The following is a 22,886-nucleotide window of genomic DNA, read 5'->3' on the forward strand; positions in this document are numbered from 1 at the left end:
CAACCGGTTCCTGGCGTCGCGGGCACCGACCGCTCGACGTCCCTCACCCCCGCAGCGCGCCCGGACGCCCCTCCAACTGTCCGAGCAACTCACCCAGCAGTCCGGCGAGTTCGTCCTGCCGCGTGCTGTCCAGTCCGGACAGTACGGCGCTCTCGTAGGCGAGCTGCTCGGGCAGGACGGCGTCGACGAGGTCGCGTCCGGCGTCCGTGAGGCGGAGGTGGGCGACGCGGCGGTCCCGGTCGTCGCCCCGCCGTTCGACCAGGGCGCGCTCGGTGAGCTGCTTGAGCCGCTTGGTGACGGCGGCCCCGGAGGAGAACGTCTCGCGGGCCAATTCGCTGGGCGTCAGCTCGTGCCCGGTGCGGCGCAGCGCCCCGAGCAGGTCGAACTCCGACCGGCTGAGCCCGGCCCGGCGCAGCGGCGCGTCCTCGGCCTGCTGGAGCAGCGCGGCACAGCGGTTGACCCGGCCGATGATCTCCATGGGGCCGGTGTCGAGATCGGGCCGCACGGTCTGCCACTGGGCGACGACACCGGCGACGGTGTCACGACGGCCGGCACCGCCGGGGCGGGGCACTTCGGTCGTGTGATGCGGGTCGGCGGTGACACCGGGGTGGGCCGTTCCGCCCGGGACGGGCCGTCCCGCCGCGTCTCCCCCGTCGGCCCCCCACACGTTCGTCCCCGTCATGGCCGTGCGTCCTCCGTCGTCCTGTCGGCGTCCTGGTCAAGGAGCAGTCCCTGGCGTCGTAGCGTCGCCGCGAGCGTACGGTGTCCTGCCTGCTCGGCGGCGACGACCCGCTCCTGGGGCAGGGCGCGTGGCCACCACTCGCCGGACGCGGCGTCCGCGGTGGCGCGCAGCTCGACGAGGGCGGCGGCGAGGGCGCGGCGGACGGCTCCCAGCGCGTCGGCGGTCGGCTGCGGCTCGGCCGGCAGACGGGCGGTGCGCTCGCGGACCCGTTCGGTGGCGGTCAGGGCGGGCTCGAGGCGGGCACCGGCGCTCCGGTTGGTGACGGCGACCGCGGCGGCGAAGCCGACCAGCGCGCCGACGAAGGTGTCCACGACCCGTTCGGCGATCAGCGCACCGGGGTTCTGGAAGCCGGTGAACTCGGTGATCAGCAGCGCCATCGGCGTGACGCAGACGCTGCCGAGCCAGTAGTTGCGGCTGATCAGCGCCTCGGCGCCGAAACGGCAGGCGAGGCAGCACGGCACGAGCACCGTCCGGCCGAGGTGGACGAGCGGGACGAGGGCGGCGAACACGAGCACGCCGACGAGGTTGCCGACGACGCGCTGCACGGCCCGGTTCCAGGTGAGGGTGACGTCGGCCTGGTAGAGGGCGGACGCCGTGACCAGCGCCCAGTGGGGACGGCCGAGGCCGAAGGCCAGGGACGCGTAGTCGGCGAGGGCACAGCCGAGGGCGGTGCGCGCGGCGATCGGGCCGAGGGGCGCGAGGGCGCGCCACAACGGCGGACGCGGGGCGGCCGGCTCCAGGTCCACGCCGGACAGTTCCTCGCCGTCCCGGCCCCCGGCGTACGGCACGGGCCGGGCTCCGCGCCGCTCACGGGCCCGGGCGCGCAGCCGTGCCGGGTCGGTCTCTGTGGGAGCGGCGAGCGCGACCTCGGCGCGGACGACGAGGGCGCGCAGGGCACGCCGGGTCGTGGGGCGGTTCCCGGCGGACAGCAGCGACTGCCGGGCGACCTGCACGGCGGCGGCCGCGGCGGCGCGGGCCCGGGCGTGCCCCTCTCCGGTGCCGCGTGTGTCGGCGTACGCGGCGGCGGTGTTCAGGGCCTGGGCGGTGGCGCGGCGCTCCGGTCCGTGCGGCCGGACCAGGCCCGGCGCCATGCCGACGAGCCAGGCCCACGCGCCGGCGGCGACGCCCAGCGTCAGGGCCCGGGCACCTGCTCCAGGGACTGCGGGGCGAACAGCGCGGCGGAGCTGACGAAGGTGAGGACGACGTTGCCGGGCGGGCCGAGCCGGGTGGCGTCGCAGAGCGTCTTCTGGGCGGCGGCCAGGAGGGCGCCGACGGTGACCAGCACGACGGCGTGGTGAGCGCCGCGGTGACCAGCGCGACGGCGAGTCCGCCGGGCATGCCGAGCACGACCCACGCATGCACCCGGGCACGGGCGGCGTAGGGACGGTCGTGGGCGTACAGGGCGCACAGGGAGCCGGCCGACGCACAGCACACCGGCGAGCGGGAGCCGGCGTAGGCGCCGGGTCCCGGGGTGGGGGTCGCAGGGGTGGGTGTCGCACTGCTCATGCAGGAATGTCAGCAGGTGTTGTACCAGTAAACGAATGCGCGAACGATTCCCGCTCCGCCGAGCGCTCCCCGCGTACACCCTTGCGCTCGCGTGAGCGCCACACAAACCGGGCATCCCTATGAACCGGGCACATCTTGACCCACCGTCGAGCGGGGAGGTGCGGATGCACGGACCGGCCACGTCGGGATGGCTGCTGGTCGCGCTGTGCGCGGCGACCGGCGCCTACTGTCTGCTGCGCCTGCGCAGCGGTGTCGAGGAGCAGCGCCGTACCGCCGGGGACGAGGCGCTGATGGGCTTCGGCATGGCCGCGATGGCCGTTCCGGCGGCGGTCTACACCCCGCCGCAGTGGGCCTGGCCCGTCTACGCGGTCGTCTTCGGCGCGGCGGGGCTGCGCGCCCTGTGGGCGGCGCGCACCGGCGGGCACCACCTGCACCACCTGGTGGGCGCCTCGGCCATGGTCTACATGGCGTGGGCGATGGCCGCCGCACCGGGGCACGGTCACGGCGGCTCCGGACTCCCGCCGGTGACCGGCGCCCTGCTGCTCTACTTCACCGGGTACGTCCTGCTGGGCGGGGCCCGGCTCGTCCCGGTGCCCGCCGTGGCGGGCGGCCCGCATCCCGCCGGATGGGGCGACCGGCCGGAACTGGCGCGGGCCTGCCGCCTGTCGATGAGCATCGCCATGGTCGCGATGCTCCTCACGCTGTGAGAACCCACCCCGTGCGCCGCGCCGTCGTGAGCGCGGCCGTGGTCTGCGTCACTTGACGGAAGGAGTCGTACCCCTGAGTAGCCTGCCGCTCATAGGGTGTCCCCATGATGGTCCCCGCGGCCCTGCTGCTGCTCGGCGCCCTGACCGCCGTCCTGGCCCCGCGGCTGCTCGCCCGGGCCGACTGGCCGGACCGCGAACCGGTGGTGGCCCTGTGGGTGTGGCAGTGCGTGGTGGCGGGCGTCCTGCTGTGCTGCGCGCTGTCGATGACGCTCAGCGCGGCGGCGGCCTGGCAGGCGGTGCGTGGGCACGTGTTCGCGCCGGCGCCGAGTGCGGTCGTCGAGGCGTACGCGCTGGGTGCGGCCGTCCCGTGGGCGGCGGCGACCGCGGTGTCGCTCGCGTGCGGCGCGGTGTGGAGCGCGGCGATGCTGGTCCGGGAGGTCGTACGGGCCCGTGCGCTGCGGCGGCGACAGCGGGCCGAACTGCTCGTTCGCGCGCCGCTGTTGCCCGGCGAGGAACCCGCCGGCGGACGGCTCGTCGTCCTGGAGGGTGAGCGGCCGGACGCCTGGTGGCTGCCCGGCGCGGCGCCCCGGCTCGTCGTCACCACCGCCGCGTTGCGCCGGCTGAAAGGGCGGCAGCTGGACGCCGTCCTCGCGCACGAGCAGGGCCACGCGCGGGCCCGGCACCACTGGCTGCTGCACTGCTCGGCCGCGCTGGCGGGCGGGTTCCCCCAGGTGCCGGTGTTCGCCGCGTTCCGCGACGAGATGCACCGGCTGGTGGAACTCGCGGCGGACGACGCGGCCTCCCGCCGCTTCGGCCGGCTGACCACCGCCCTCGCACTGGTGGAACTCAACGAGGACCGAGGCGTGTTCGGTCCGGGCCCGGCCGGGCACGCGCACGTGCCGCAGCGGGTGCACCGCCTGCTCACTCCCCCGGCCCGCCTGACCGCGGCCCGCCGCCTGCGCCTGACGGCGACGGCGGCCCTGGTGCCGGTGGTGCCGGTACTGGTGACGTTCGTACCGGCGTTGCGGGCGCTGGGACAACCGTAGCCGCGCGGCAACACCTCGGGGCCCGATCCCGGCAATCGGGCGTTCATATCAAGCCTTCCCACGCCTCAGCACCCTCGGACATTGGCTTAAGACCCCAAGAGTCGGCAAAGATCGCACTATGCACATCCCGTCCGTCGACTCCCCGCCCCGTCCGCCCGACCTCCGCACGGCCGTCCGCGCGGCGATGGCGCTGGCGTCGGTCTCGCTGCTGCTCCTCGTCCTGGTCGCCGCCGAGTGGGGCCCGGTGATCGCCCTGGACGTCGAGATCTCACGGGCCGCCCACGGGCGGGCGGTCGAGGACTCCGGGCTCACGCAGATGTGCCGGATCCTCACGGACTGGGTGTGGGACCCGCTCACGATGCGCATCCTGTGCACCGCTGTGGTGTTGTGGCTGGTGGTGCGGTACGCGGCGTGGTGGACGGCGCTGTGGCTGGTGGTCACGGTGGCGCTGAGCACCGGTGTGCAACAGACCATGAAGGCCGTGGTCGGCCGGGAGCGCCCCGACTGGCCCGACCCCGTCGACTCGGCCCACTACGCGGCCTTCCCGTCCGGCCACGCCATGACCGCCACGGTCGTCCTGGGCCTGCTGCTGTGGCTGCTCCACCACCACGGCGCCCCTCGAGCCCTCTTCCGCACGGCCGTCGCCGTGGCCGTGGTCTCGGTGGCCGGCGTCGGCGTGACCCGCGTGTGGCTCGGCGTGCACTGGCCGACGGACGTGGTCGGCGGCTGGCTGCTCGGGGCGGCGGTGGTGGCCCTGGCGGTGGCGGCCCACAAACGGCGGCACCCCTGACCGGGCCGGCGGTGCTCCGAGGGCTCCCGGCGTACGTCGTCCCGTGCGTCCTTCGCGTGCGCGTGCGCGTCCGGGACAGCACGCGCACGGTTCCCGGCACGGGGCGTCGAGCGGCGGCCCCTAGGATCACCGCATGACCGCCGTTCTGTTCGACTTCTCCGGAACCCTCTTCCGCGTCGAGTCCACCGAGACCTGGCTGCGTGCGGTACTCGCCGAGGCCCGGGTCGTCCTGTCCGAGCAGGAGTTCACCAAGACCGCGCAGGCCCTGGAGGCGGCGGGCGCGCTGCCCGGCGGCGCGGCCCCGCAGCACGTCCCCGCGGAGCTCGCCGCGGTGTGGGAGGTCCGCGACCGGACCCCGGAGGAGCACCGGGCCGCCTTCACCGGCCTCTCCCGCCGGGTACCGCTGCCCGACCCCCGCCTGCACGACGCCCTCTACGAGCGCCACATGTCGCCGGACGCGTGGACGCCGTACCCGGACGCCGCCGAGGTGCTGGGCGCGCTGCGGGAGCGCGGGATCGGCGTCGGTGTGGTCAGCAACATCGGCTGGGACCTGCGTCCGGTCTTCCGCGCGCACGGGCTCGACCGGTACGTGGACACGTACGTCCTGTCGTACGAGCACCGCATGCACAAGCCGGATCCGCGGCTGTTCGCGGCCGCCTGCGCCGATCTCGGCGCGGACCCGCGGGAGGTGCTGATGGTGGGCGACGACCGGCGGGCGGACGGCGGTGCGGCGGCGCTGGGCTGCGCGGTGCACTTCGTGGACCATCTGCCGGCCGACCGCCGACCGGACGGGCTGCGCCCGGTGCTCGACCTGGTGCGCTGACCCCGGGACGGGTCCCCCCGGCCCGGCGGGGTGCGCCGACCCGCCACATCACCGCCCACCCCGGACGATCCCCCGCGTCGCCCGGGGCAGGACGGCACCACCGGCAGCGGCCGCTCAGGGGCCGGAACCGACGTTCTGAGTATAGTTGGCTGGCAGCCAGTCAACGCAGGAGTTACAGCATGACCCCCCGTAGCGCCTCGGTCAATGAAGAGTTGCGGCGGCGTTCCCGGGAGCGGCTTCTGCAGGCGGCGGTCGAGCTGGTGAGCGAGCGCGGGTACGAGGCGACGACGCTCGCGGACATCGCGGACCGGGCCGGGTCGGCGCGGGGACTGGTGTCCTACTACTTCCCTGGCAAGCGCCAGTTGGTCCAGTCCGCGGTGCACCGGCTGATGCACCGCACGCTCGAGGAGGCTCTGGAGCGCGAGCCGCGCACCGAGGACGGCCGGGAGCGGATGGCGCGGGCCATCGACGCCGTCCTGGGGCTGGCCCGGGACCGCACCGTGCTGATGCGCCAGCACATGGCCGGGCTGCTGGACACCGAGGGGTTCGTGCAGTGCCCCGAGCAGCAGCGGCTCGCCGAACTGCTGCGGGACACCGTCGCCCGGCACGGCTCGGGCGACATCGGGGCCGACTACCCCATGCTGCGCGCGCTGCTGATGGGCTCGGTCTACGCGATGGTGCTGCCGAACGTGGGGATGCCGATCACCCCCTTGCGCGCCGAGCTGTTCCGGCGCTACCGGCTCGACTGGGAGCAGGGTGTCCCGCCGGACGCCGAGGCGCCCGGCGGGACCTGTGACACGGACGTGTCCCGGTTCTTCGCCACGGGAACGGCCCGGGCGACCGGGACGGCCGGACCCACCGGAACGGCCGGACCCACCGGAACGAGCGGGGCGTCCGAACCGACCGGTACCGGCGGAGCGGCCCGGACGCGGGGCGCGCCCGTGCCGCCCACCGGCCATCAGTCCCTGTCGGAATCGAAGTAGTCCGGCTGCGTCTGCACGTTCAGCTCGTCCATCTCGACCCACCGCGCGGGGTCCGTGCGCCGGTCACTGAGCTTCAGCACGTCGAAGCCCTTGGCGATGTCGTTCGAGTAGATGTAGCCGTTGTAGTAGTACGCCGACCAGGAGCCGCCGGTGGAGATCGTCTCGGTGCTGATCGGGCCGCGCTCGAAGTAGGCGATCTCCTTGGGGTTGGCGGAGTTGGTGAAGTCCCAGACCGACACGCCACCCTGGTACCAGGCCTGGACCATGATGTCCCTGCCGTGGACCGGGATCAGCGAGCCGTTGTGGGCGACGCAGTTCTCGGTGTTCGCCTGGTGCCGGGGGATCTTGTAGTAGCTGCGGAAGACGAGCTTGCGCTCGTCGCCCCGGCCGACGATGTCGTAGATGCCGTCGGCGCCCCGGTTGGGGCCGATCTCCGCGTTGCAGGTGGCCGCGCCGCCACCGCCCAGCTCGTCGGTGAAGACGACCTTGTTCGCCTTCTGGTTGAACGTCGCCGAGTGCCAGAACGCGAAGTTGACGTTGTCCTGCACCCGGTCGATGACCTTCGGGTGCTCCGGGTCCGCGACCGACATCAGGATGCCGTCACCCATGCAGGCGCCCGCCGCCAGGTCCTTCGACGGCAGCACCGTGATGTCGTGGCAGCCGGTGGTCTTGGAGACGCCCGGGTTGGTGGGTCCGCCCGGGTTGCCGCCGCCGTCGGGGCCTTCGCCGGGGAAGAGCACCGGGAAGCCGACGACCGCCGCCTTCTCGGGGGCGTGCCGCGGCACCTTGATGACCGAGATGCCGTCGTGCGGCGGCTGGCAGTCGGGGTAGGCGGCGTTGGGCGAGTACGAGGAGACGTAGATGTACACGTTGCGGCGCTCGGGCAGCAGCGTGTGGGTGTGCGAGCCGCAGGCGGTCTCGACGGCGGCGACGTAGCGCGGGTTGCGCTTGTCGCTGATGTCGAAGACCTTCATGCCCTCCCAGGAGGACTTCTCGGTCACCGGCTGCGTGGTGCTGTTGCAACTGCTGTCGCTGCGCGAGGAGTCGGTGGACAGGAACAGCAGGTTGCCGGAGACGGAGATGTCGTTCTGCGAGCCGGGGCACAGCACCTGGGCGACCGTCTTCGGCGCCCTGGGGTTGCTGATGTCGAAGATGCGGAAGCCGTCGTAGTTGCCGGCGAAGGCGTACCGGCCCTGGAAGGCCAGGTCCGAGTTGGTGCCTGGCAATGCGTCCTTGGGGATGTTGGTGAGGTGCTCGACGTTGGCGGAGTGGACGATCTCGTCCTGGCCGGGTATCTCCCCGGACGCCAGCGCCTCGCGCACCTCTGCCTGGGCGCTGCGGGAGACCTCCTTCTCGGCGGGCGGGCCGTCCCCCGGGTCGGGGGTCGCGATCGCCGGATGGGCCGTCAGCAGGGCGGCCAGGAGGCCGGCCGCGGCGCTGACGACACCCAGCCGTCTGAGCCGGGTGCGGGGATCTTTCGACAGGGTCACTGCGTCTTCCCTTCTTCCGTTCGCCAGGAACGGTTCACGGACTCCCGCAGTATCGTCGTCGCCATGCTCAGATCAATAGAGGGAAACCGATATGTCACTCAGGTTTTCGTCCGGGCGATGCGCGTGACCGTGCCCCTGACCGCTCTGGCCGTGCTCGGCCTCACGGCCTGCGACTCCGGCGCGGACGCCGAACCGAACGGGAAGAGCGGCCCGTCGGTGATCGTGCCGGGGGCGCCGGGCGAGGCCAACCGGACCCTTTCCGCCGAGGACGCCGCTCGGCATCGCGCCGACGACGACTCCCCCAACTCCGCCGACGTCGACTACGCGCGCATGATGATCGAGCACCACTCACAGGCGCTGGACATGACCCAACTCGTCCCCGATCGCGCCGAGTCGTCGCAGGTGAAGAAGGTCGCCGAGCGCATCGAGGCCGCGCAGCAACCGGAGATCGAGGTCATGCGCGGCTGGCTGAAGGAGCACGGCGAGGCCGAGCAGGGCGGTGGTCACGACCATGCCACGATGCCGGGCATGGCCACCGAGGCGCAGTTGGCCGAGCTGAAGGCGGCGCGGGGGAAGGCGTTCGACCGCCTCTTCCTCTCGCTGATGATCACGCACCACGAGGGAGCGATCACCATGGCCGCGGAGGTGAAGGCGCAGGGGAACAACGTCCGGGTCGAGGAGATGGCCGACGACGTGATCGCCCAGCAGACGAGCGAGATCAGCCGGATGCGCACGATGCTGTGAGGGACGACCGGCCCGGTCGGCGGCGGGCGTGACGCGGGGTCAGCAGGCCGACGTCGCGGGCTCGCACGACAGCCGCAGCGGCCTGTGGCGGCTGCGCCCGGTCGCGCACGTCACCAGGGGGACCCGGGTCGGCGCCCTTCTGTTTCGACGTCCCCGCAGGACGAGCGCGATCAGGTCGGCCGGCGACGGCACGGCGGGAAAGGGACCCCTCCGGTACACACGGAACGTGAGCGCGCGATCACACTCCATTCGGTGGGACATGGCGGGACACGCATGGCGTTCCGTGCCCGGCACCCTGTCAGCGGAGCGGTTGCGGTGCAATGCTGGAGCCATCAGCGACCTCCTGTGCCGCACCGGACGAGCCCCCGGTGCCCACCGGACGAAGGAGTTCCGCCGTGCTGCGTGTCGCCGTCGTCGGCTCCGGACCGAGCGGGGTCTACTGCGCCCAGACCCTCGTCCAGCAGGACCCCACCGTGCTCGTCGACGTGCTGGACCGGCTGCCCTGCCCCTACGGGCTGGTGCGGTACGGGGTGGCGCCCGACCACGAGAAGATCAAGTCGCTGCAGAACAATTTGCGCACGGTACTGGAGCACGAGCGGGTGCGCTTCCTCGGCGGTGTGCAGATCGGCTCCGGCGGGGTGCCGGCCGCCCAGCTGCGGGAGCTGTACCACGCGGTGGTGTACTGCGTGGGCGCCGCCACCGACCGCCACCTCGGCATCCCCGGCGAGGACCTGCCGGGCAGCTTCTCGGCGACCGAGTTCGTGTCCTGGTACAGCGCCCATCCGGACGCCGTGGCCGACGGTTTCGTGCTCGGCGCGCGGTCGGCCGTGGTCATCGGCGTCGGGAACGTCGCCGTGGACGTCACCCGGATCCTGGCGCGCGGCGCGGCCGAGCTCAGCTGCACCGACATGCCGCAGGCGGCCCTGAGCGCGCTGACGGCGAGCCGGGTGAACGCCATCCACATGGTGGGGCGGCGCGGCCCCTCACAGGCCCGCTTCACCACCAAGGAGCTGCGGGAGCTGGGGACCGTACCGGGCGCCGAAGTGGAGGTGGACGCGGACGAGTTGGCGCTGGACCCGGCGTACGTCGAGCCCTCCGCGCTGCCGGCCGTGCAGCGCCGCAACGTGGAGGTGCTGCGCGGCTGGGCGGCCGAGCCGGCGAAGGGGCTGCCGCGCCGGATCCGGCTGCGGTTCTTCCTGCGCCCGGTGGAGGTGCTGGCCGACGACGGGCGGGTCGGCGCGGTGCGGTTCGAGCGGACGCTGCCGGACGGGCGGGGCGGGGTGACCGGGACGGGCCGGTACGAGGACATCGAGGCCCAGCTGGTGCTGCGGTCGGTGGGTTACCGCGGAGTGCCGCTGGAGGGGCTGCCGTTCGATCCGGCGACCGGCACCGTGCCGCATCTGGCCGGGCGCGTGGTGCGCGGCGGTGTCGTCGCGCCGGGCGAGTACGTGGCGGGCTGGATCAAGCGCGGCCCGACGGGCGTCATCGGCACCAACCGCCCGTGCGCCAAGGAGACGGTGCTGTCGCTGGTCGAGGACGCCGCCGTACTCGTGCGCAAGGAGATTCCCGACGACCCGCTGGGGGCGCTGCGGGCCGCCGGGGTGGAGCCGGTGGAGTGGTCCGGGTGGCGGGCCATCGAGCGGGCGGAGGCCGAGCTCGGCGCCTCGCTCGGGCGTGGTGTGGTCAAGCTGCCGGACTGGGACTCCCTGCGGGCGGCGGCGCGCGGCGCGTCGTAGCGCGGCCGTGCCGCGACGGGTGGCCGCGCCGCGACGGGTGGCCGTGACACACGGAGGCAACACACCGGACATCAACATACCGTTCAAGGCGCATACGGTCTCTGGCTGTTCGGACGTTCCCGCTCGACGCGATGACCAGGCGGAAGGTCGAGCCGCACCCGATGGCGGACAGGCTGTGGGCCGACGGCCTGTCGACCGTGCTCGGCGGCGTCTTCAACACCTTCCCGTACACGGCGTACGCGCAGAACGTCGGCCTGGTCGGCATGACCCGGGTGCGCAGCCGCTGGGTGGTCGCGGCGGCGGGCGGCATGCTCGTGCTGCTCGGGCTGCTGCCCAAGCTGGGCGCGGTGGTGGCGGCGATTCCGCCGCCGGTGCTCGGCGGCGCGGGACTGGTGATGTTCGGGACAGTCGCGGCGAGCGGCCTGAGGACGCCGGCCGAGGCGGAAGGTCGAGCCGCACCCGATGGCGGACAGGCTGTGGGCCGACGGCCTGTCGACCGTGCTCGGCGGCGTCTTCAACACCTTCCCGTACACGGCGTACGCGCAGAACGTCGGCCTGGTCGGCATGACCCGGGTGCGCAGCCGCTGGGTGGTCGCGGCGGCGGGCGGCATGCTCGTGCTGCTCGGGCTGCTGCCCAAGCTGGGCGCGGTGGTGGCGGCGATTCCGCCGCCGGTGCTCGGCGGCGCGGGACTGGTGATGTTCGGGACGGTCGCGGCGAGCGGCCTGAGGACGCCGGCCGAGGTCGGCTTCAGGGGCAACCACAACCTCACCGTGGTGGCCGTGTCGGTGGCGGTGGGCGCGCTGCCGGTCGGGGTGCCGACGGTCTACGACCGGTTCCCGGACTGGTTCCAGACCGTCATGCACAGCGGGATCAGCGCGGGCTGCCTCACCGCGATCGTACTCAACCTGCTCTTCAACCACCTTCCCCTCAGGGACCGTTCAGCCAGTGAGGCCGAGTCGGGCGGCCTGCCGGTCGGCGGCGGCGGCGGCGGCGAGCAGGCTGTCGAGGAGTCCGGGAAAGAGATCGTCCAGGTCGTCCCGGCGCAGGCCGTTCATCTTGGCCGTTCCGCGGTAGACCTGCCGGATCACACCGCTCTCGCGCAGTACCCGGAAGTGGTGCGTGGTCGTGGACTTGGTGACCGGCAGGTCGAAGTGCGAACAGGAGAGCTCGTCGCCGGCGCCGGCGACGAGCTCGCGCACGATGCGCAGCCGCATCGGGTCGGAGAGCGCGTGCAGCACGCCTTCCAGCCGGATGTCCTCGCGCGCCGGGTGCGGCAGGGCACGGGTGCTGGTGGTCGGGGCGGCGGGTGTCAGATCATCATCAACGGCGAGGCCGACGCCGTCCTGCTGGGCCGCGAGCTGTTGCGCAACCCGTCGTGGGCGAGGCACGCGGCACGCGAGCTGGGGGGCGAGGTCCGGGTGCCGGATCAGTATCACCGGTCGGTGTGAGGCGGCACGGGCGGGCGGCGGGCCACGCCGGTCCCGGCCGCGTGAACCGGTGCGGGCAGCGGCGCCCGCACCACTCCGGGCAGCGGGGCTTCTGCGGCGGCCCAGGTGGGCGATCCGGCCGGCTGCGGCGCGAGCTGACGGTGGCGGTCTGACGCATCGTCGGCGCGCCGGGCCTCATGGGCTCGGCCCACGCCCGTCCCGGGGGCCGACGCGCCCGAGGACCGTCCTGAGCCGCACAGGGACTCCCGAGCCCGACTCGCCGACCGACGGCCGCGAGAGCCGTCTTGACCCGCGGACACTGCTGCACCCGACTCACCGACCGACGTGCGCGAAGGCCGCGTTGGACCCTGCACAGGTACTCCGGGGCCCAACTCGCCAAGCGACGTGCGCGCGAGTCGCCTTGGCTCGCCACAGACGCTCCCGCGCCCGACTCACCGGCCGACGCGTGCCAGAGCCGTCTTGAGGCCCTCCGGTGCGCCCTCGCCCAGCCGCACGACCGCCCGCTCGATGTGCGGCAGTGCCCGCTGTCCCGTGACCGCCAGGGCGATGGCCGCGACGACGCCCGCCCAGGCGACCGGGCCGAGCGGGGTGCAGCCGAGGGCCTGGCTCACGCCCGGGGTCTCGACCACGGCGACCAGGGCCACGGCGGAGCCGAGGACCGTCAGGCGGACCAGGGGGCTCCCACGGCGGTCGGCGAGGGTCTGGGCGAGCTGGGTGCCGACGACCGCGCACAGGGCCATCGTGGTGGTGCGGCGCGCCGTCCCGGGAGTGAAGCGGCCGATCAGCCAGGCCACGACCGCGCCCAGGCAGGTGGTCATCGCCCGGTGCCGGATCTGCCGCATCAGCGGCGCGCCCAGCAGCGACGTACCCATCGGCTCGCTGCCCGCGTTCGTCTCCTCGCCCACGTCCTTCTGCGGCGTGACCGCCACCGCCATCGCCGGGAACAGGTCCGTGAACAGGTTCACCAGCAGCATCTGACGGGTCGACATCGGCGCCGCGCCACCGAGCAGGCTGCCGACGATCCCGAAGCCGACCTCGCCCGCGTTGCCGCCGATCAGGATGGCGACGGCGTCCGCGACGCTGCGCCACAGGGCTCGTCCCTCGGAGACAGCCTCGACCAGGACCGTCATGTCGCCGTTGGTGAGCACCAGGTCGGCGGCGTTGCGGGCGGCGGCCGAACCGCGGGCGCTGATGCCCACCCCCACGTCGGCGGCGCGGATGGCGGCCGCGTCGTTGGCCCCGTCGCCCACCATGCCGACCACCCGGCCGGACTCCATCAGCGCCTCGACGACCTGGAGCTTCTGCTCCGGCGCGACACGGGCGACCACGCCCACGTCGTGCAGCATCCGGGCGCGCTCCGAACGGTCGGCGGCGGCGATCTCCTCGCCGGTGACCACGGTGGTGTCCTCCGGCCAGCCCAGCTGAAGGGCGATCGCGCGCGCGGTCTGCGGGTGGTCACCGGTGAGCATGACCGGTCGTGCGCCCGCGTCGCGCAGCCCGTGCACGAGTGCGGTGGACGTCTCGCGCGGCACGTCCGCCAGCGCGAGCAGGCCGAGGAACTCCAGTCCCTCCAAGGGCTCTTCACCAACCTGCGCGTCCTTCTCCCCCTCGGCCAGCGGCCGTTGCGCGACCGCCAGCACCCGCAGGCCCTCGGCAGCCAGCTCGTGCGCCTGGTCGTGAGCGTGGTCGGGGACGTCACGGCAGGCCGGCAGCACGGTCTCCGGCGCGCCCTTGACGACGAACATCCGCCTGCCGTCGCCCGCGTGGCCCACCGCACCGGCATATCCACGGCCCGCCTCGAACGGCCGGCCCTCGGTCTGCACCCACTCGGGGTCGCGCCCGGCCGCGTCCAGGACGGCCTCGTCGGTGGCGTGCACCGGCGTGTCGGGGCCCTCCTCGGGCTGCGGGCAGGCGCGCACCGCGACCTTCATGGTCACGGTGTCCTTGGCATCGTCGGGCGGACGGGTCTCGCCGTCGGCGTCGGCCACGCGCACCAGGCGCAGCTTGTTCTCCGTGAGGGTGCCGGTCTTGTCGAAGCAGACCGTGTCCATCCGGCCGAGCGCCTCCAGCGTGCGCGGCGCCCGCACCAGGACACCCCGCCGGCTCAGCCGGCGGGCGGCCGCCAACTGGGCCACCGTGGCGACCAGCGGCAGGCCCTCGGGAACCGCGGCCACCGCCACCGCCACGCCACCGCTGACGGCCTCCCGGATCGGCGTGCCGCGCAGCAGCGACAGGCTGGTCACCGCGGCGCCGCCCGCCATCGTCAACGGCAGTGCCCTGCTGGTGAGTTCCTGCAACCGGGCCTGGACGCCCGCGGCCGGGGGCTTGCGGGCGGCGAGGTGGACGGCGCGGGCCGCCTCGGTGCGCTCGCCGGTCTCCACGACCACGGCCCGCGCCTGTCCGGCGACGACGGTGGTGCCCTCGAACACCATGCAGCGGCGGTCGGCGACGGAGGCGCGGGGCGTGGGCTCCGTCTGCTTGTCGACGGGCAGCGACTCACCGGTCAGCGCCGACTCGTCCACCTCCAGGCCGTCCTCCCACAGCAGGCGCGCGTCGGCCGGTACGACGTCGTCGGCCTTGAGCTCGATCACGTCTCCGGGGTGGAGCCGGGTGGCGTCCACGGTGCGCGCACCGGTCGCGTCACCGTTGGTGACGCGGGCCTTCTGTTTCTGCTCGGCGACCAGTCCGGCCAACGCCCTTTCGGCGCGCAGCCGTTGCACACCGCCGACCAGGGCGTTCAGGTCGAGGGCGCCGACGACCAGCAGGGCGTCCACCATGGAGCCGAGGATCGCGGACGCGGCCGAGCCGACCGCCAGCACGGGCGTGAGCGGATCGTCCAGTTCGCCGCGTACGGCGCGTCCGAGTTCGAGCGTCCAGCGGACCGGGGCCATCCCGGGGGCGTGCACGGCCGAACGCGCCGCCTTGCGGACCCGGCCGGTGGCCGCGACGACGGCCGTCGTCTCCTCGTCCGTCCGGCGTTCCAGCCGTTCGCGTACGTCGCTCACCTTGAGGGCGTGCCAGGGCACCCGTGGCCGCGGGTGCGGCGCCCGCGCCACGGCGACGCCGACGGCCGACCGCGCGCCGCTCAGCAGGGCGAGCGCGGCGCCGATGTCGACGGGCGCGTGCCGCAGGCCGACGAGCGGGATGCCGGTGCCGCGCCCGGCCTCGCCGACGGCGACCAGCAGTCCGGACAGGGCGGCGCCGGACCGCGCCAGCACCTGGGAGCGCCGGCCGACTCCGCGGGCCGCGGGCACCGCCCGGAGCAGCCGCCACACGTCGGCCAGTCCGCCCGGCGCGACCAGGTCGGAGCCCCAGGCGACGGCCGCGTCGCCGTCGGCCAGCGCGACGGCCACGTCCCCGGCGAGCAGCCCTGACAGCGCTTCGGTGTCGTCGGAGGAGGAGGGCCGGGCCACCGTGATGACACCGCCGCGATCCCGCAGCCCTGCCACCACCTCGCCGGGCGCCCGGTCCGCGGCGACGATGTGGTCCGCCAGGGCGGTGAACTCGCCGAGCGCGGGGTCCGCGACCACCACGACCCGCAGCCCGGCGCGCCGCGCCGCGTCGAGGACGGCCTCGGCCATCGGGTCCGCGCTGCCGTCCGCACTGTGCAGGGCGCTCGGATGCAGGAAGACCGTTCGGGCCGTCTCCAGCTGGCGCAGCCGGTCCATGTCGCGCACCAGCACGCCCGTGCGGGCCAGCGCGCAGCCCAGCACCGCGTGGAAGGCGGCGGGGCCGTAGCGGGCGGCCTTCGGGGAGCCGGCGAGGACCGCTTCGGCCGCCTCGGCGCCACTGTGCTTGACCAGCAGCGTCGCGGCGGCGCCCAGCACGCTGCCGGTCTCGGCGTGGACGGCGTACTCCTGGGCGGGCGCGGGACGCAGCGGCGGGCGCGGGAAGCGGTGGGCCGCCACGTCGTCGCGTTCGGGCCGGCACACCTGGTCGTGCACCCAGTCGAAGGCGGCCCCGCGCGCCAGCGCCTCCGCGAGCTGGAGGGAGCGCAGGATACCGTCCAGCACCAGGGACGTCGGGGTCTGCCCGGCGCCGTGGGCGGCCGCGTTGGCGACCGCGAGGATCAGGTCGGTACGGGAACGGCCGAACCGGGACCGCATCCAGCCGCGGAACCGGGGGTTCTCACGCAACAGGGTCACGCCCGCGGTCACGAACCGGGGCGAGGCCGGCAGCCGCAGCATGGACCCGGCGACCGCGGCGACGATGCCCGCGGCGTCGGCCACCATGGCCGCCGACACGGCCCGCACCTCGGCCGGGTCACCGGGGTGCGCGAACTCCTCGACCGGGAAGTCCGCGGGCACCAGTCGGTGCTGGTCGGCGAGTTCGTTCGCCCGCTCCAGCACCCGGTCGGTCAAGGCCGCCTCGCCGGCGACGACCACCAGCCGGGCCAGCCCGCCGTCCCAGTACGCGTAGGCGACGTCCGGGTGCTCGGCGAGGGCCTCGGCGACGCGCCGCGCCGCCCGCGCGGTGGCTGCGGCCCGGCGCGTCCGCTCCGCCCGCTCCGCCTCCCCCGGCTCGGCAGCCGCCTGCTCCGCTTCCCCCGGCGCAGGCGCCGCTTGTTCCCCCGGCTCGGCAGCCGCACGCTCCGCCGCCTCCCCGGACTCGGGAGCCGCCTGCTCCGCCGCCTCCTTCAGCTCGGGAGCCGCCCGCTCCGCCTCGGGAGCCACTCGCTCCGCCTCCCGCACCTCGGGAGCCGCCTGCAGCGCCAGATGCACCCGGCTGCCGGCCCTCCAGTGGCGCCCCCCGCCGGGCAGCGCCCCACGGGCCACCCGCGACACCCGCACCATGGCCTCCGCGCTGCGCACTCCGGCGCGCGCGGTCCCGGCCACGGCGCCGGCGGCCGCCCCGACCGCCGGCGCGGTGCCGCGTACCAGCAGGCGCGGCCCGGCCATGACGATGTCGGTGACGACCGCCGATGAGCCCGTCAGCAACCAAAGCCCCATTTCACGCCCTTTGCTTGTGTGTCGGGCGGGCCGGACGACCGGTCTCCGGCCCGCCGTTCCCTATGCGCCGCTGGTGGTCGCCTTGCGCCGACCGCTGCTGGACGCACTCCGTGCGCCGGCCGCTGTCGACTTCCCGGCGCCGGACGTCGTACGCCTGCTCGTCGACGTCGTGCGCCGGCTTGCGGGCGCCGACTTCCCACTGCTGGTCGCCGTACGCCGGGTGGTGGGCGACTTGACGGCTGTCGCCTCGGCACCGCCCGGCGTCGTGGTCGTCGTGGTGGCCGCTCCGTTGCCCTCGTGCCGGGGCTTCGGCTGGGTCAGCCACGCCACGCCCGCCATCGTCAGGGCGACGGGCCACTCCACCACGCCCGCGACTCCGAGAATCCCGGCCCCGGTGTACACGGCCACGCGGCGGCCACGCGGCGACACGGCGCCGACCGCGTCAAGCGCACCGCCGGCCGCCTTGGTCACCATTCCGGCCCCGGGCACCTTGCGCAGCGCCGTCACGGGTGCGCGCAGTGGTGCCGGGAGCTCGGGCGAGGTCTTCTGCCGTTCCATGACGCTCACGCTCCCTGGCAGATCCATGTCTCACCCCGACGGGTTCCCTCGGTACGACGTGTCACCCGCACGAATGAGGGAAACTCCGACAATCCAGACAAATAGAGCCTACGGGAGCTCGCGCCGCGGGGACGCGCAAACCCCGCGGATGCTCCGGCAAACGGGCACCTCCGCACCCCCACGGCACCTTCCGGCCGCTTTCCACGACCCACCCGGCACGACGACGGCGACGAGCCGACGACGAACGCCTCGGGCCCGGACGGCACCTACGGCAAGTACGCCACCTCGGACATCACCGACAGGTGATCTCCCCACGGTGAGCGCGGCACAGGTGCCCTCCTCTCGGGAAGTGCGGCACACGTGCCCAACGGGGAGTGCGGCCCTGCGGAGCGTCTGCGGCGGGACGCTTCGCACGTCCCGCGTCATGTCCGCCGCACGGCCCTCGTCAACTCCCGCTGGTAGGCGGCGTACGCGGTGCGCAGCGCGGGACCCGGCCAGCCGGCGGGCAGGAGGGCCGGCGGCAGGACGGGGTCGGCGAGCAGGTGGCGCACGACGGCCGCGAAGACGGTCAGCCGTTCGGCGGGGCGCTCCGCGCGTGCGGCCCGGTCGAGCAGCGCGCGGGCCGTGGCGGCCCAGTCGCCGAGCGGCCACAGCTCCGCCGCCAGGTCGCGTGCCGGCTGCGCGGGCCGGGCCGTGAAGGACTGGAGTACGGCTCCCAGGTCGTCCGGCAACGGCCGGCGCAGGTTGGCGGGGCGCAGCCAGACGCCCTCGCGGAGCTCGGCGAGCCGCAGGACGGTCAGCCGGGAGCGGAGGTCGGCGCGTTCGGCGGGCCCGCGGCCGATCGCGGTGATCACGGCCATCTCCCAGTCCCCGTCCCACGCGCGCTCACCTGGATGCAGGGCGTCGTCCTGCCGGCGTTGGCGCTCCAGCAGCCGGTCGCCGATCCGGTAGCCGGTGTCCGTGCGCAGCAGGTCCCCGGCGGCCGTCATCCGGCTGAGCGCGGCCCGCAGGGTGGAGCCGCCGACACCGAACGGCTCCACGACGCGGGCGAGGTCCCGCACCGCCAGCTCGGGCGGGTGGGCGCCGAGCAGCACGCTCAGCACGACGGACCGGGCCGACAGCGGGCGCAGTGCGGCGCCGCCGGGCCGCGTGGTCTCGTCGATGCGCATGGGCACGTACCCTACGGGGCCCCTTCTCGCGTTGCAGTATTGCTGCGGTCGTATCGACGGTGCAACACTCGCCCCATGGTCTCGACACACGATGGCGCACCCGGCGGCGACACCCACGTCGTCTTCAACCAGCCCCCTGCCCTGGCCCCGTACGACGCGTCCGACGACCGGGCCCTGCTGGAGGGGCTGCGGCGCGAGGGCGCCGGGTGGGCCGAGGAGGACGTGCGGCGACTCGGTCGGCAGGCCGGCAGCGCGGAGGCGCAGGAGTGGGGTGAGCTGGCCAACCGGCACGAGCCGGTGCTGCGCACCCACGACCGCTACGGCAACCGGATCGACGAGGTCGACTTCCACCCGAGCTGGCACCATCTGATGCGCGTCGCGGTGGCCGAGGGCCTGGCGGGCGCCCCGTGGGCCGACGACCGGCCGGGGGCCCACGTCGCGCGCACGGCGGGCGGGCTGGTGTGGGGGCACGCCGAGGCCGGACACGGCTGCCCGACGTCGATGACCTACGCCGCCGTCCCCGCGCTGCGCCGCGAGCCGGACCTCGCGAAGGTCTACGAACCGTTGCTGACCAGCCGCGAGTACGACCCGGAACTCGGTGTTCCGACTCGGAAGAGCGGTCTGCTGGCCGGCATGGGGATGACCGAGAAGCAGGGCGGCTCGGACGTCCGTACGAACACCACGACCGCGACGCCCACCGCCGAGCCCGGCGTGTACACCCTGCGCGGGCACAAGTGGTTCACGTCCGCCCCGATGTGCGACGTGTTCCTGGTGCTGGCACAGGCTCCCGACGGGCTGTCCTGCTTCCTGGTGCCGCGCGTGCTGCCCGACGGCAGCCGCAACGCCTTCCGCATCCAGCGGCTGAAGGACAAGCTCGGCAACCGTTCGAACGCCTCCTCGGAGCCGGAGTTCGACGGGACCGTCGCCTGGCTGGTCGGACCCGAGGGACAGGGCGTCAAGACGATCATCGAGATGGTCAACTGCACCCGCCTGGACTGCGTGATGGCCTCGGCGACGCTGATGCGCAGGACGCTGGTGGAGGCGGGACACCACGCGCGGCACCGCAGCGCGTTCGGGGCACGGCTGGTGGACCAGCCGCTGATGCGCAACGTGCTGGCCGACCTGGCCCTGGAGTCGGAGGCCGCCACGACGCTCACCCTGCGCCTGGCGGGCGCGGCCGACCGGGCGGTGCGCGGGGACACGGGCGAGGCCGCGTTCCGCCGGATCGCCACGGCCGTGGGCAAGTACTGGGTCACCAAGCGCGGCCCGGCCTTCACCGCGGAGGCCCTCGAGTGCCTGGGCGGCAACGGCTACGTGGAGGACTCGGGCATGCCCCGCCATTACCGCGAGGCGCCGCTGCTGTCCATTTGGGAGGGCTCCGGGAACGTCAACGCCCTCGACGTGCTGCGCGCGTTGAGCCGCGAGCCGGACACGGCGGAGGCGCTGTTCGCCGAACTGGCGCTGGCGCAGGGCTCGGACGCCCGGCTGGACGCGGCCGTGACGCGGCTCAAGGGCATGCTCGCGGAGGGCTCGCAGTCGGGGGCACGCCGGCTGGTGGAGTGGATGGCGCTGACCCTTCAGGGGTCGCTGCTGGTCCGGCACGCTCCGCCCGCGGTCGCCGACGCGTTCTGCGCGACCCGGCTGGGCGGCGACTGGGGACACGCCTTCGGCACCCTGCCCGACGGGGCGGGAGTCGACGCGATCCTGGAAAGGGCACTGCCCGCGCCTGATCCGTCGAACACGGCCGCGGCGCAGCTTGCCTGACGCCGCCACAGTGCGCCGGACGGGCCGCGGCGGCCACCGCCCTGACTGTCGGCGGGCGCCCTCTCAGCCCGCCTGACCCCGCCGGATCGACCGGGGCGGACTCCGCCCTGTCCAGGCCGGCAGGTGCGCCTTTCTTCCAGCACGTCTGACGCCGCCCCAGCACCGTGGACCAAGCCGCGGCGGACTCCCCCCGCCCGATCCGGCGAACACCCGTGTCACTCGGCCCGCCCTGACGCCGCCACAACGCGTCGGACCAGGCCCCGGCGGAGTCCGCCCCGGTCGATCCGGCGAACGCGCATGTCGCTCGGCCCGCATGACGCCGGCACAGCCCATCGGACCAGGCCCCGGCGGACTCCGCCCCGGTCGATCCGGCGAACGCACATGTCGCTCGGCCCGCATGACGCCGGCACAGCCCATCGGACCAGGCCCCGGCGGACTCCGGCCCGCCGGATCCGGTCGGCGCGCTCGCCGTTCAGCCGGTCTGGCGCCGCCACAGCGCGTCGAAGCGGGCCCAGTCGGCCTCCCACTGGTCCAGGCGCCCGCGTTCCAGTCGGCCGCGCAGGAGGCGGGCGCCGGCGAGCGGCACGGCGGCTGCGCCGACGCCCGCGAGCGTGCCGGTCAGGTCGGCTCGTACGCGGGCCTCGGACGGGCTGGTGGGCTCGGTCACGAGGCGGCCCTGCCGGTCCGTCCAGACGGTGACCGGCGTGCCGGCGGGGCTGCCGGGCCTGACCCGCGCCTGGCCGGAACGGTCGGAGCCGTCCGGCGCGGGCCAGCGCACCTCGGCCCACACCCGCTCGGTGCTCGGCGCGCCGGACCTCGCTGGGGACGGTCCGGGCACCGGCTCGGTCAGCCGCGCCTCGACCGTGCGCCACTCGACGCGCTCCCGGGCCAGCTGCCCTTCGACGGTCCGGCTCACCGTCGCCCCGGCGAGCACCCCGACCAGAGCGGCGAGTGCCCAGGCACCGAGCAGGACCCAGGCCTCCACCCTGTCGGAGCGGCGCCTGAGCGGGTTGCGCCGCCAGCGCCACAGCCACACCTTCGGACCCCGGAACGCCATCGAGGGCTTCCTCCTTCTGAGCGACGGACATCCCCGACCGCCCTCCCATACGGCGGACGGCTCGCCGATGCTCAGGTCGAGTCGACGACGATGACGTTCGCCGAGCGCGCAGGTCGCCGCGCGGACGGCTCGGCGCGAATTCCTCGCGGATGCGACGACACCGCCCTGACCTGCGACGAAGCCCCAAGCCGGGGTGACTGTCAGTGGTGGGGTGCAGACTGGCCGGTGTCTGGGACAAAGACGTCGCGGAGGTGATCGGCATGACCGAAGTACTGCTCGCCGTGGGCACGCGCAAAGGCCTGTTCATCGGGCGCAGGCGCGGTGGCGCCTGGGAGTTCGACGAAGGCCCCTACTTCAACGCACAGGCCGTGTACTCGGTCGCCATCGACACCCGCGCCGGCACCCCGCGGCTGCTGGCCGGCGGCGACAGCGCGCACTGGGGGCCGTCGGTGTTCCACTCCGACGACCTGGGACGCACCTGGACCGAACCGGCGCAGCCGGCCGTCAAGTTCCCCAAGGAGACGGGCGCTTCGCTGGAGCGCGTGTGGCAGCTGCACCCGGCGGCCGCCGAGCCGGACGTGGTCTACGCGGGCACGGAACCGGCGGCGCTGTACCGCTCGGAGGACAGGGGAGAGACGTTCGAGCTGGTCCGTCCGCTGTGGGAGCACCCGACGCGCTCGCAGTGGCAGCCGGGCGGCGGGGGCGAGGGCCTGCACACCGTGATCACCGACAAGCGCGATCCGCGGGCCGTGACGGTCGCGGTGTCGGCGGCCGGCGTGTTCCGTACGACCGACGGCGGCGGGAGCTGGACGCCGTCCAACTCCGGCGTCTCCGCGGTGTTCCTGCCGGACCCCAACCCCGAGTTCGGCCAGTGCGTGCACAAGATCGCACGGGACGCGGCGACGCCGGACCGGCTGTATCTGCAGAACCACTGGGGTGTGTACCGCAGCGACGACGCGGGCGCGCACTGGACCGACATCGGTGAGGGCCTGCCGTCGACGTTCGGTTTCGCCGCCGTGACCCATCCGCGCCGCGGGGACACGGCGTACGTCTTCCCGATCAGCGCCGACTCCGACCGGGTGCCCGCCGGCCGACGCTGCCGGGTGTTCCGTACGGCCGACGCGGGCAAGTCCTGGGAGCCGCTGACGGCGGGCCTGCCCCAGGAGGACCACTACGGCACGGTGTTGCGGGACGCGATGTGCACGGACGACGCCGACCCGGCGGGCGTGTACTTCGGCAACCGCAACGGCGAGGTGTACGCCTCCGCCGACGACGGCGACAGCTGGCGGCAGTTGGCGGCGCATCTGCCGGACGTGCTGTGCGTTCGGGCCGCGGTGGTGGGATGAGGCGGACGGGGGGAAGGCGGTCGTCCC

16 protein-coding genes and 3 pseudogenes are annotated in these 22,886 nt (G+C 74.3%); 11 read left to right on the forward strand and 8 right to left on the reverse strand.

Annotated elements, in window-relative coordinates; all coding sequences use genetic code 11:
- Positions 1-43: 43 nt before the first annotated feature.
- Entirely contained in the window at positions 44-682 is a 639-nt protein-coding gene (locus tag IPT68_RS04620; RefSeq protein ID WP_189697326.1) for a MarR family winged helix-turn-helix transcriptional regulator, read from the reverse strand.
- Positions 679-2,161, reverse strand: a pseudogene (locus IPT68_RS04625) (FUSC family protein); the annotation flags it as partial. The pseudogene IPT68_RS04625 and the gene IPT68_RS04620, both read right to left, overlap by 4 nt.
- A gap of 251 nt (positions 2,162-2,412) precedes the next feature.
- On the opposite strand from IPT68_RS04625, the gene IPT68_RS04630 reads away from it, so the two are divergent.
- The 5 genes from IPT68_RS04630 (at position 2,413) to IPT68_RS04650 (ending at position 6,597) form a co-directional block, all read left to right on the forward strand.
- The gene (locus IPT68_RS04630; RefSeq protein WP_189697325.1) at positions 2,413-2,955 is read left to right on the forward strand and encodes a DUF5134 domain-containing protein; all 543 of its coding nucleotides are present in this window, start codon (positions 2,413-2,415) and stop codon (positions 2,953-2,955) included.
- A gap of 104 nt (positions 2,956-3,059) precedes the next feature.
- Positions 3,060-4,001 (forward strand): M56 family metallopeptidase, encoded by a 942-nt coding sequence (locus IPT68_RS04635; RefSeq protein ID WP_189697324.1) that lies wholly within the window; start codon positions 3,060-3,062, stop codon positions 3,999-4,001.
- 118 nt (positions 4,002-4,119) lie between these two features.
- Positions 4,120-4,791 (forward strand): phosphatase PAP2 family protein, encoded by a 672-nt coding sequence (locus IPT68_RS04640; RefSeq protein WP_189697323.1) that lies wholly within the window; start codon positions 4,120-4,122, stop codon positions 4,789-4,791.
- A 133-nt stretch (positions 4,792-4,924) separates the two neighbouring features.
- Positions 4,925-5,614: an HAD family hydrolase gene (locus IPT68_RS04645; RefSeq protein WP_189697322.1), complete on the forward strand. Its 690-nt coding sequence runs from the start codon at positions 4,925-4,927 to the stop codon at positions 5,612-5,614.
- A 179-nt stretch (positions 5,615-5,793) separates the two neighbouring features.
- On the forward strand, positions 5,794-6,597 hold the full coding sequence (locus IPT68_RS04650) for a TetR/AcrR family transcriptional regulator (RefSeq protein ID WP_189697321.1): 804 nt from the start codon (positions 5,794-5,796) through the stop codon (positions 6,595-6,597).
- On the opposite strand, the gene IPT68_RS04655 is transcribed toward IPT68_RS04650, so the two are convergent.
- Entirely contained in the window at positions 6,573-8,087 is a 1,515-nt protein-coding gene (locus IPT68_RS04655; protein ID WP_189697320.1) for an LVIVD repeat-containing protein, read from the reverse strand. The two genes, IPT68_RS04650 and IPT68_RS04655, sit on opposite strands and share 25 nt — an antisense overlap.
- Positions 8,088-8,204: 117 nt before the next feature.
- Here IPT68_RS04655 and IPT68_RS04660 point away from each other — a divergent pair, with 117 nt between their 5' ends.
- The 4 genes and pseudogenes from IPT68_RS04660 to IPT68_RS04675 form a co-directional block, all read left to right on the forward strand.
- Positions 8,205-8,831, forward strand: a complete 627-nt coding sequence (locus IPT68_RS04660) for a DUF305 domain-containing protein (RefSeq protein ID WP_228040263.1) — start codon at positions 8,205-8,207, stop codon at positions 8,829-8,831.
- Positions 8,832-9,226: 395 nt separating this feature from the next.
- Complete coding sequence (locus IPT68_RS04665; protein WP_189697318.1) at positions 9,227-10,567, forward strand: FAD-dependent oxidoreductase; 1,341 nt, start codon at positions 9,227-9,229, stop codon at positions 10,565-10,567.
- Between the two features lie 161 nt (positions 10,568-10,728).
- Positions 10,729-10,938, forward strand: a pseudogene (locus IPT68_RS04670) (solute carrier family 23 protein); the annotation flags it as partial.
- 55 nt (positions 10,939-10,993) lie between these two features.
- A pseudogene (locus IPT68_RS04675) lies at positions 10,994-11,596 on the forward strand (solute carrier family 23 protein); the annotation flags it as partial.
- Here IPT68_RS04675 and IPT68_RS04680 read toward each other — a convergent pair.
- The 4 genes from IPT68_RS04680 to IPT68_RS04695 form a co-directional block, all read right to left on the reverse strand.
- Entirely contained in the window at positions 11,507-11,881 is a 375-nt protein-coding gene (locus IPT68_RS04680) for an ArsR/SmtB family transcription factor (protein WP_189697421.1), read from the reverse strand. The pseudogene IPT68_RS04675 and the gene IPT68_RS04680 overlap by 90 nt on opposite strands.
- Positions 11,882-12,447: 566 nt before the next feature.
- The gene (locus IPT68_RS04685; protein WP_189697317.1) at positions 12,448-16,965 is read right to left on the reverse strand and encodes a cation-translocating P-type ATPase; all 4,518 of its coding nucleotides are present in this window, start codon (positions 16,963-16,965) and stop codon (positions 12,448-12,450) included.
- A gap of 60 nt (positions 16,966-17,025) precedes the next feature.
- Positions 17,026-17,523 carry a hypothetical protein gene (locus IPT68_RS33840; protein WP_228040265.1) on the reverse strand — a complete coding sequence of 166 codons (498 nt, stop codon included), beginning with the start codon at positions 17,521-17,523 and terminating at the stop codon, positions 17,026-17,028.
- A 422-nt stretch (positions 17,524-17,945) separates the two neighbouring features.
- The gene (locus tag IPT68_RS04695) at positions 17,946-18,692 is read right to left on the reverse strand and encodes a PaaX family transcriptional regulator C-terminal domain-containing protein (RefSeq protein ID WP_189697316.1); all 747 of its coding nucleotides are present in this window, start codon (positions 18,690-18,692) and stop codon (positions 17,946-17,948) included.
- A 75-nt stretch (positions 18,693-18,767) separates the two neighbouring features.
- On the opposite strand from IPT68_RS04695, the gene IPT68_RS04700 reads away from it, so the two are divergent.
- Positions 18,768-20,456 (forward strand): DNA alkylation response protein, encoded by a 1,689-nt coding sequence (locus IPT68_RS04700; protein WP_189697315.1) that lies wholly within the window; start codon positions 18,768-18,770, stop codon positions 20,454-20,456.
- 472 nt (positions 20,457-20,928) lie between these two features.
- On the opposite strand, the gene IPT68_RS04705 is transcribed toward IPT68_RS04700, so the two are convergent.
- Positions 20,929-21,513, reverse strand: coding sequence for an Rv1733c family protein (locus IPT68_RS04705; protein ID WP_189697314.1), 585 nt, complete (start codon positions 21,511-21,513; stop codon positions 20,929-20,931).
- Between the two features lie 203 nt (positions 21,514-21,716).
- Here IPT68_RS04705 and IPT68_RS04710 point away from each other — a divergent pair, with 203 nt between their 5' ends.
- On the forward strand, positions 21,717-22,859 hold the full coding sequence (locus tag IPT68_RS04710) for a WD40/YVTN/BNR-like repeat-containing protein (protein WP_189697313.1): 1,143 nt from the start codon (positions 21,717-21,719) through the stop codon (positions 22,857-22,859).
- The last annotated feature ends 27 nt before the right edge of the window (positions 22,860-22,886 follow it).

Source organism: Streptomyces chromofuscus, from assembly GCF_015160875.1.
Classification (GTDB): Bacteria; Actinomycetota; Actinomycetes; order Streptomycetales; family Streptomycetaceae; genus Streptomyces; species Streptomyces chromofuscus.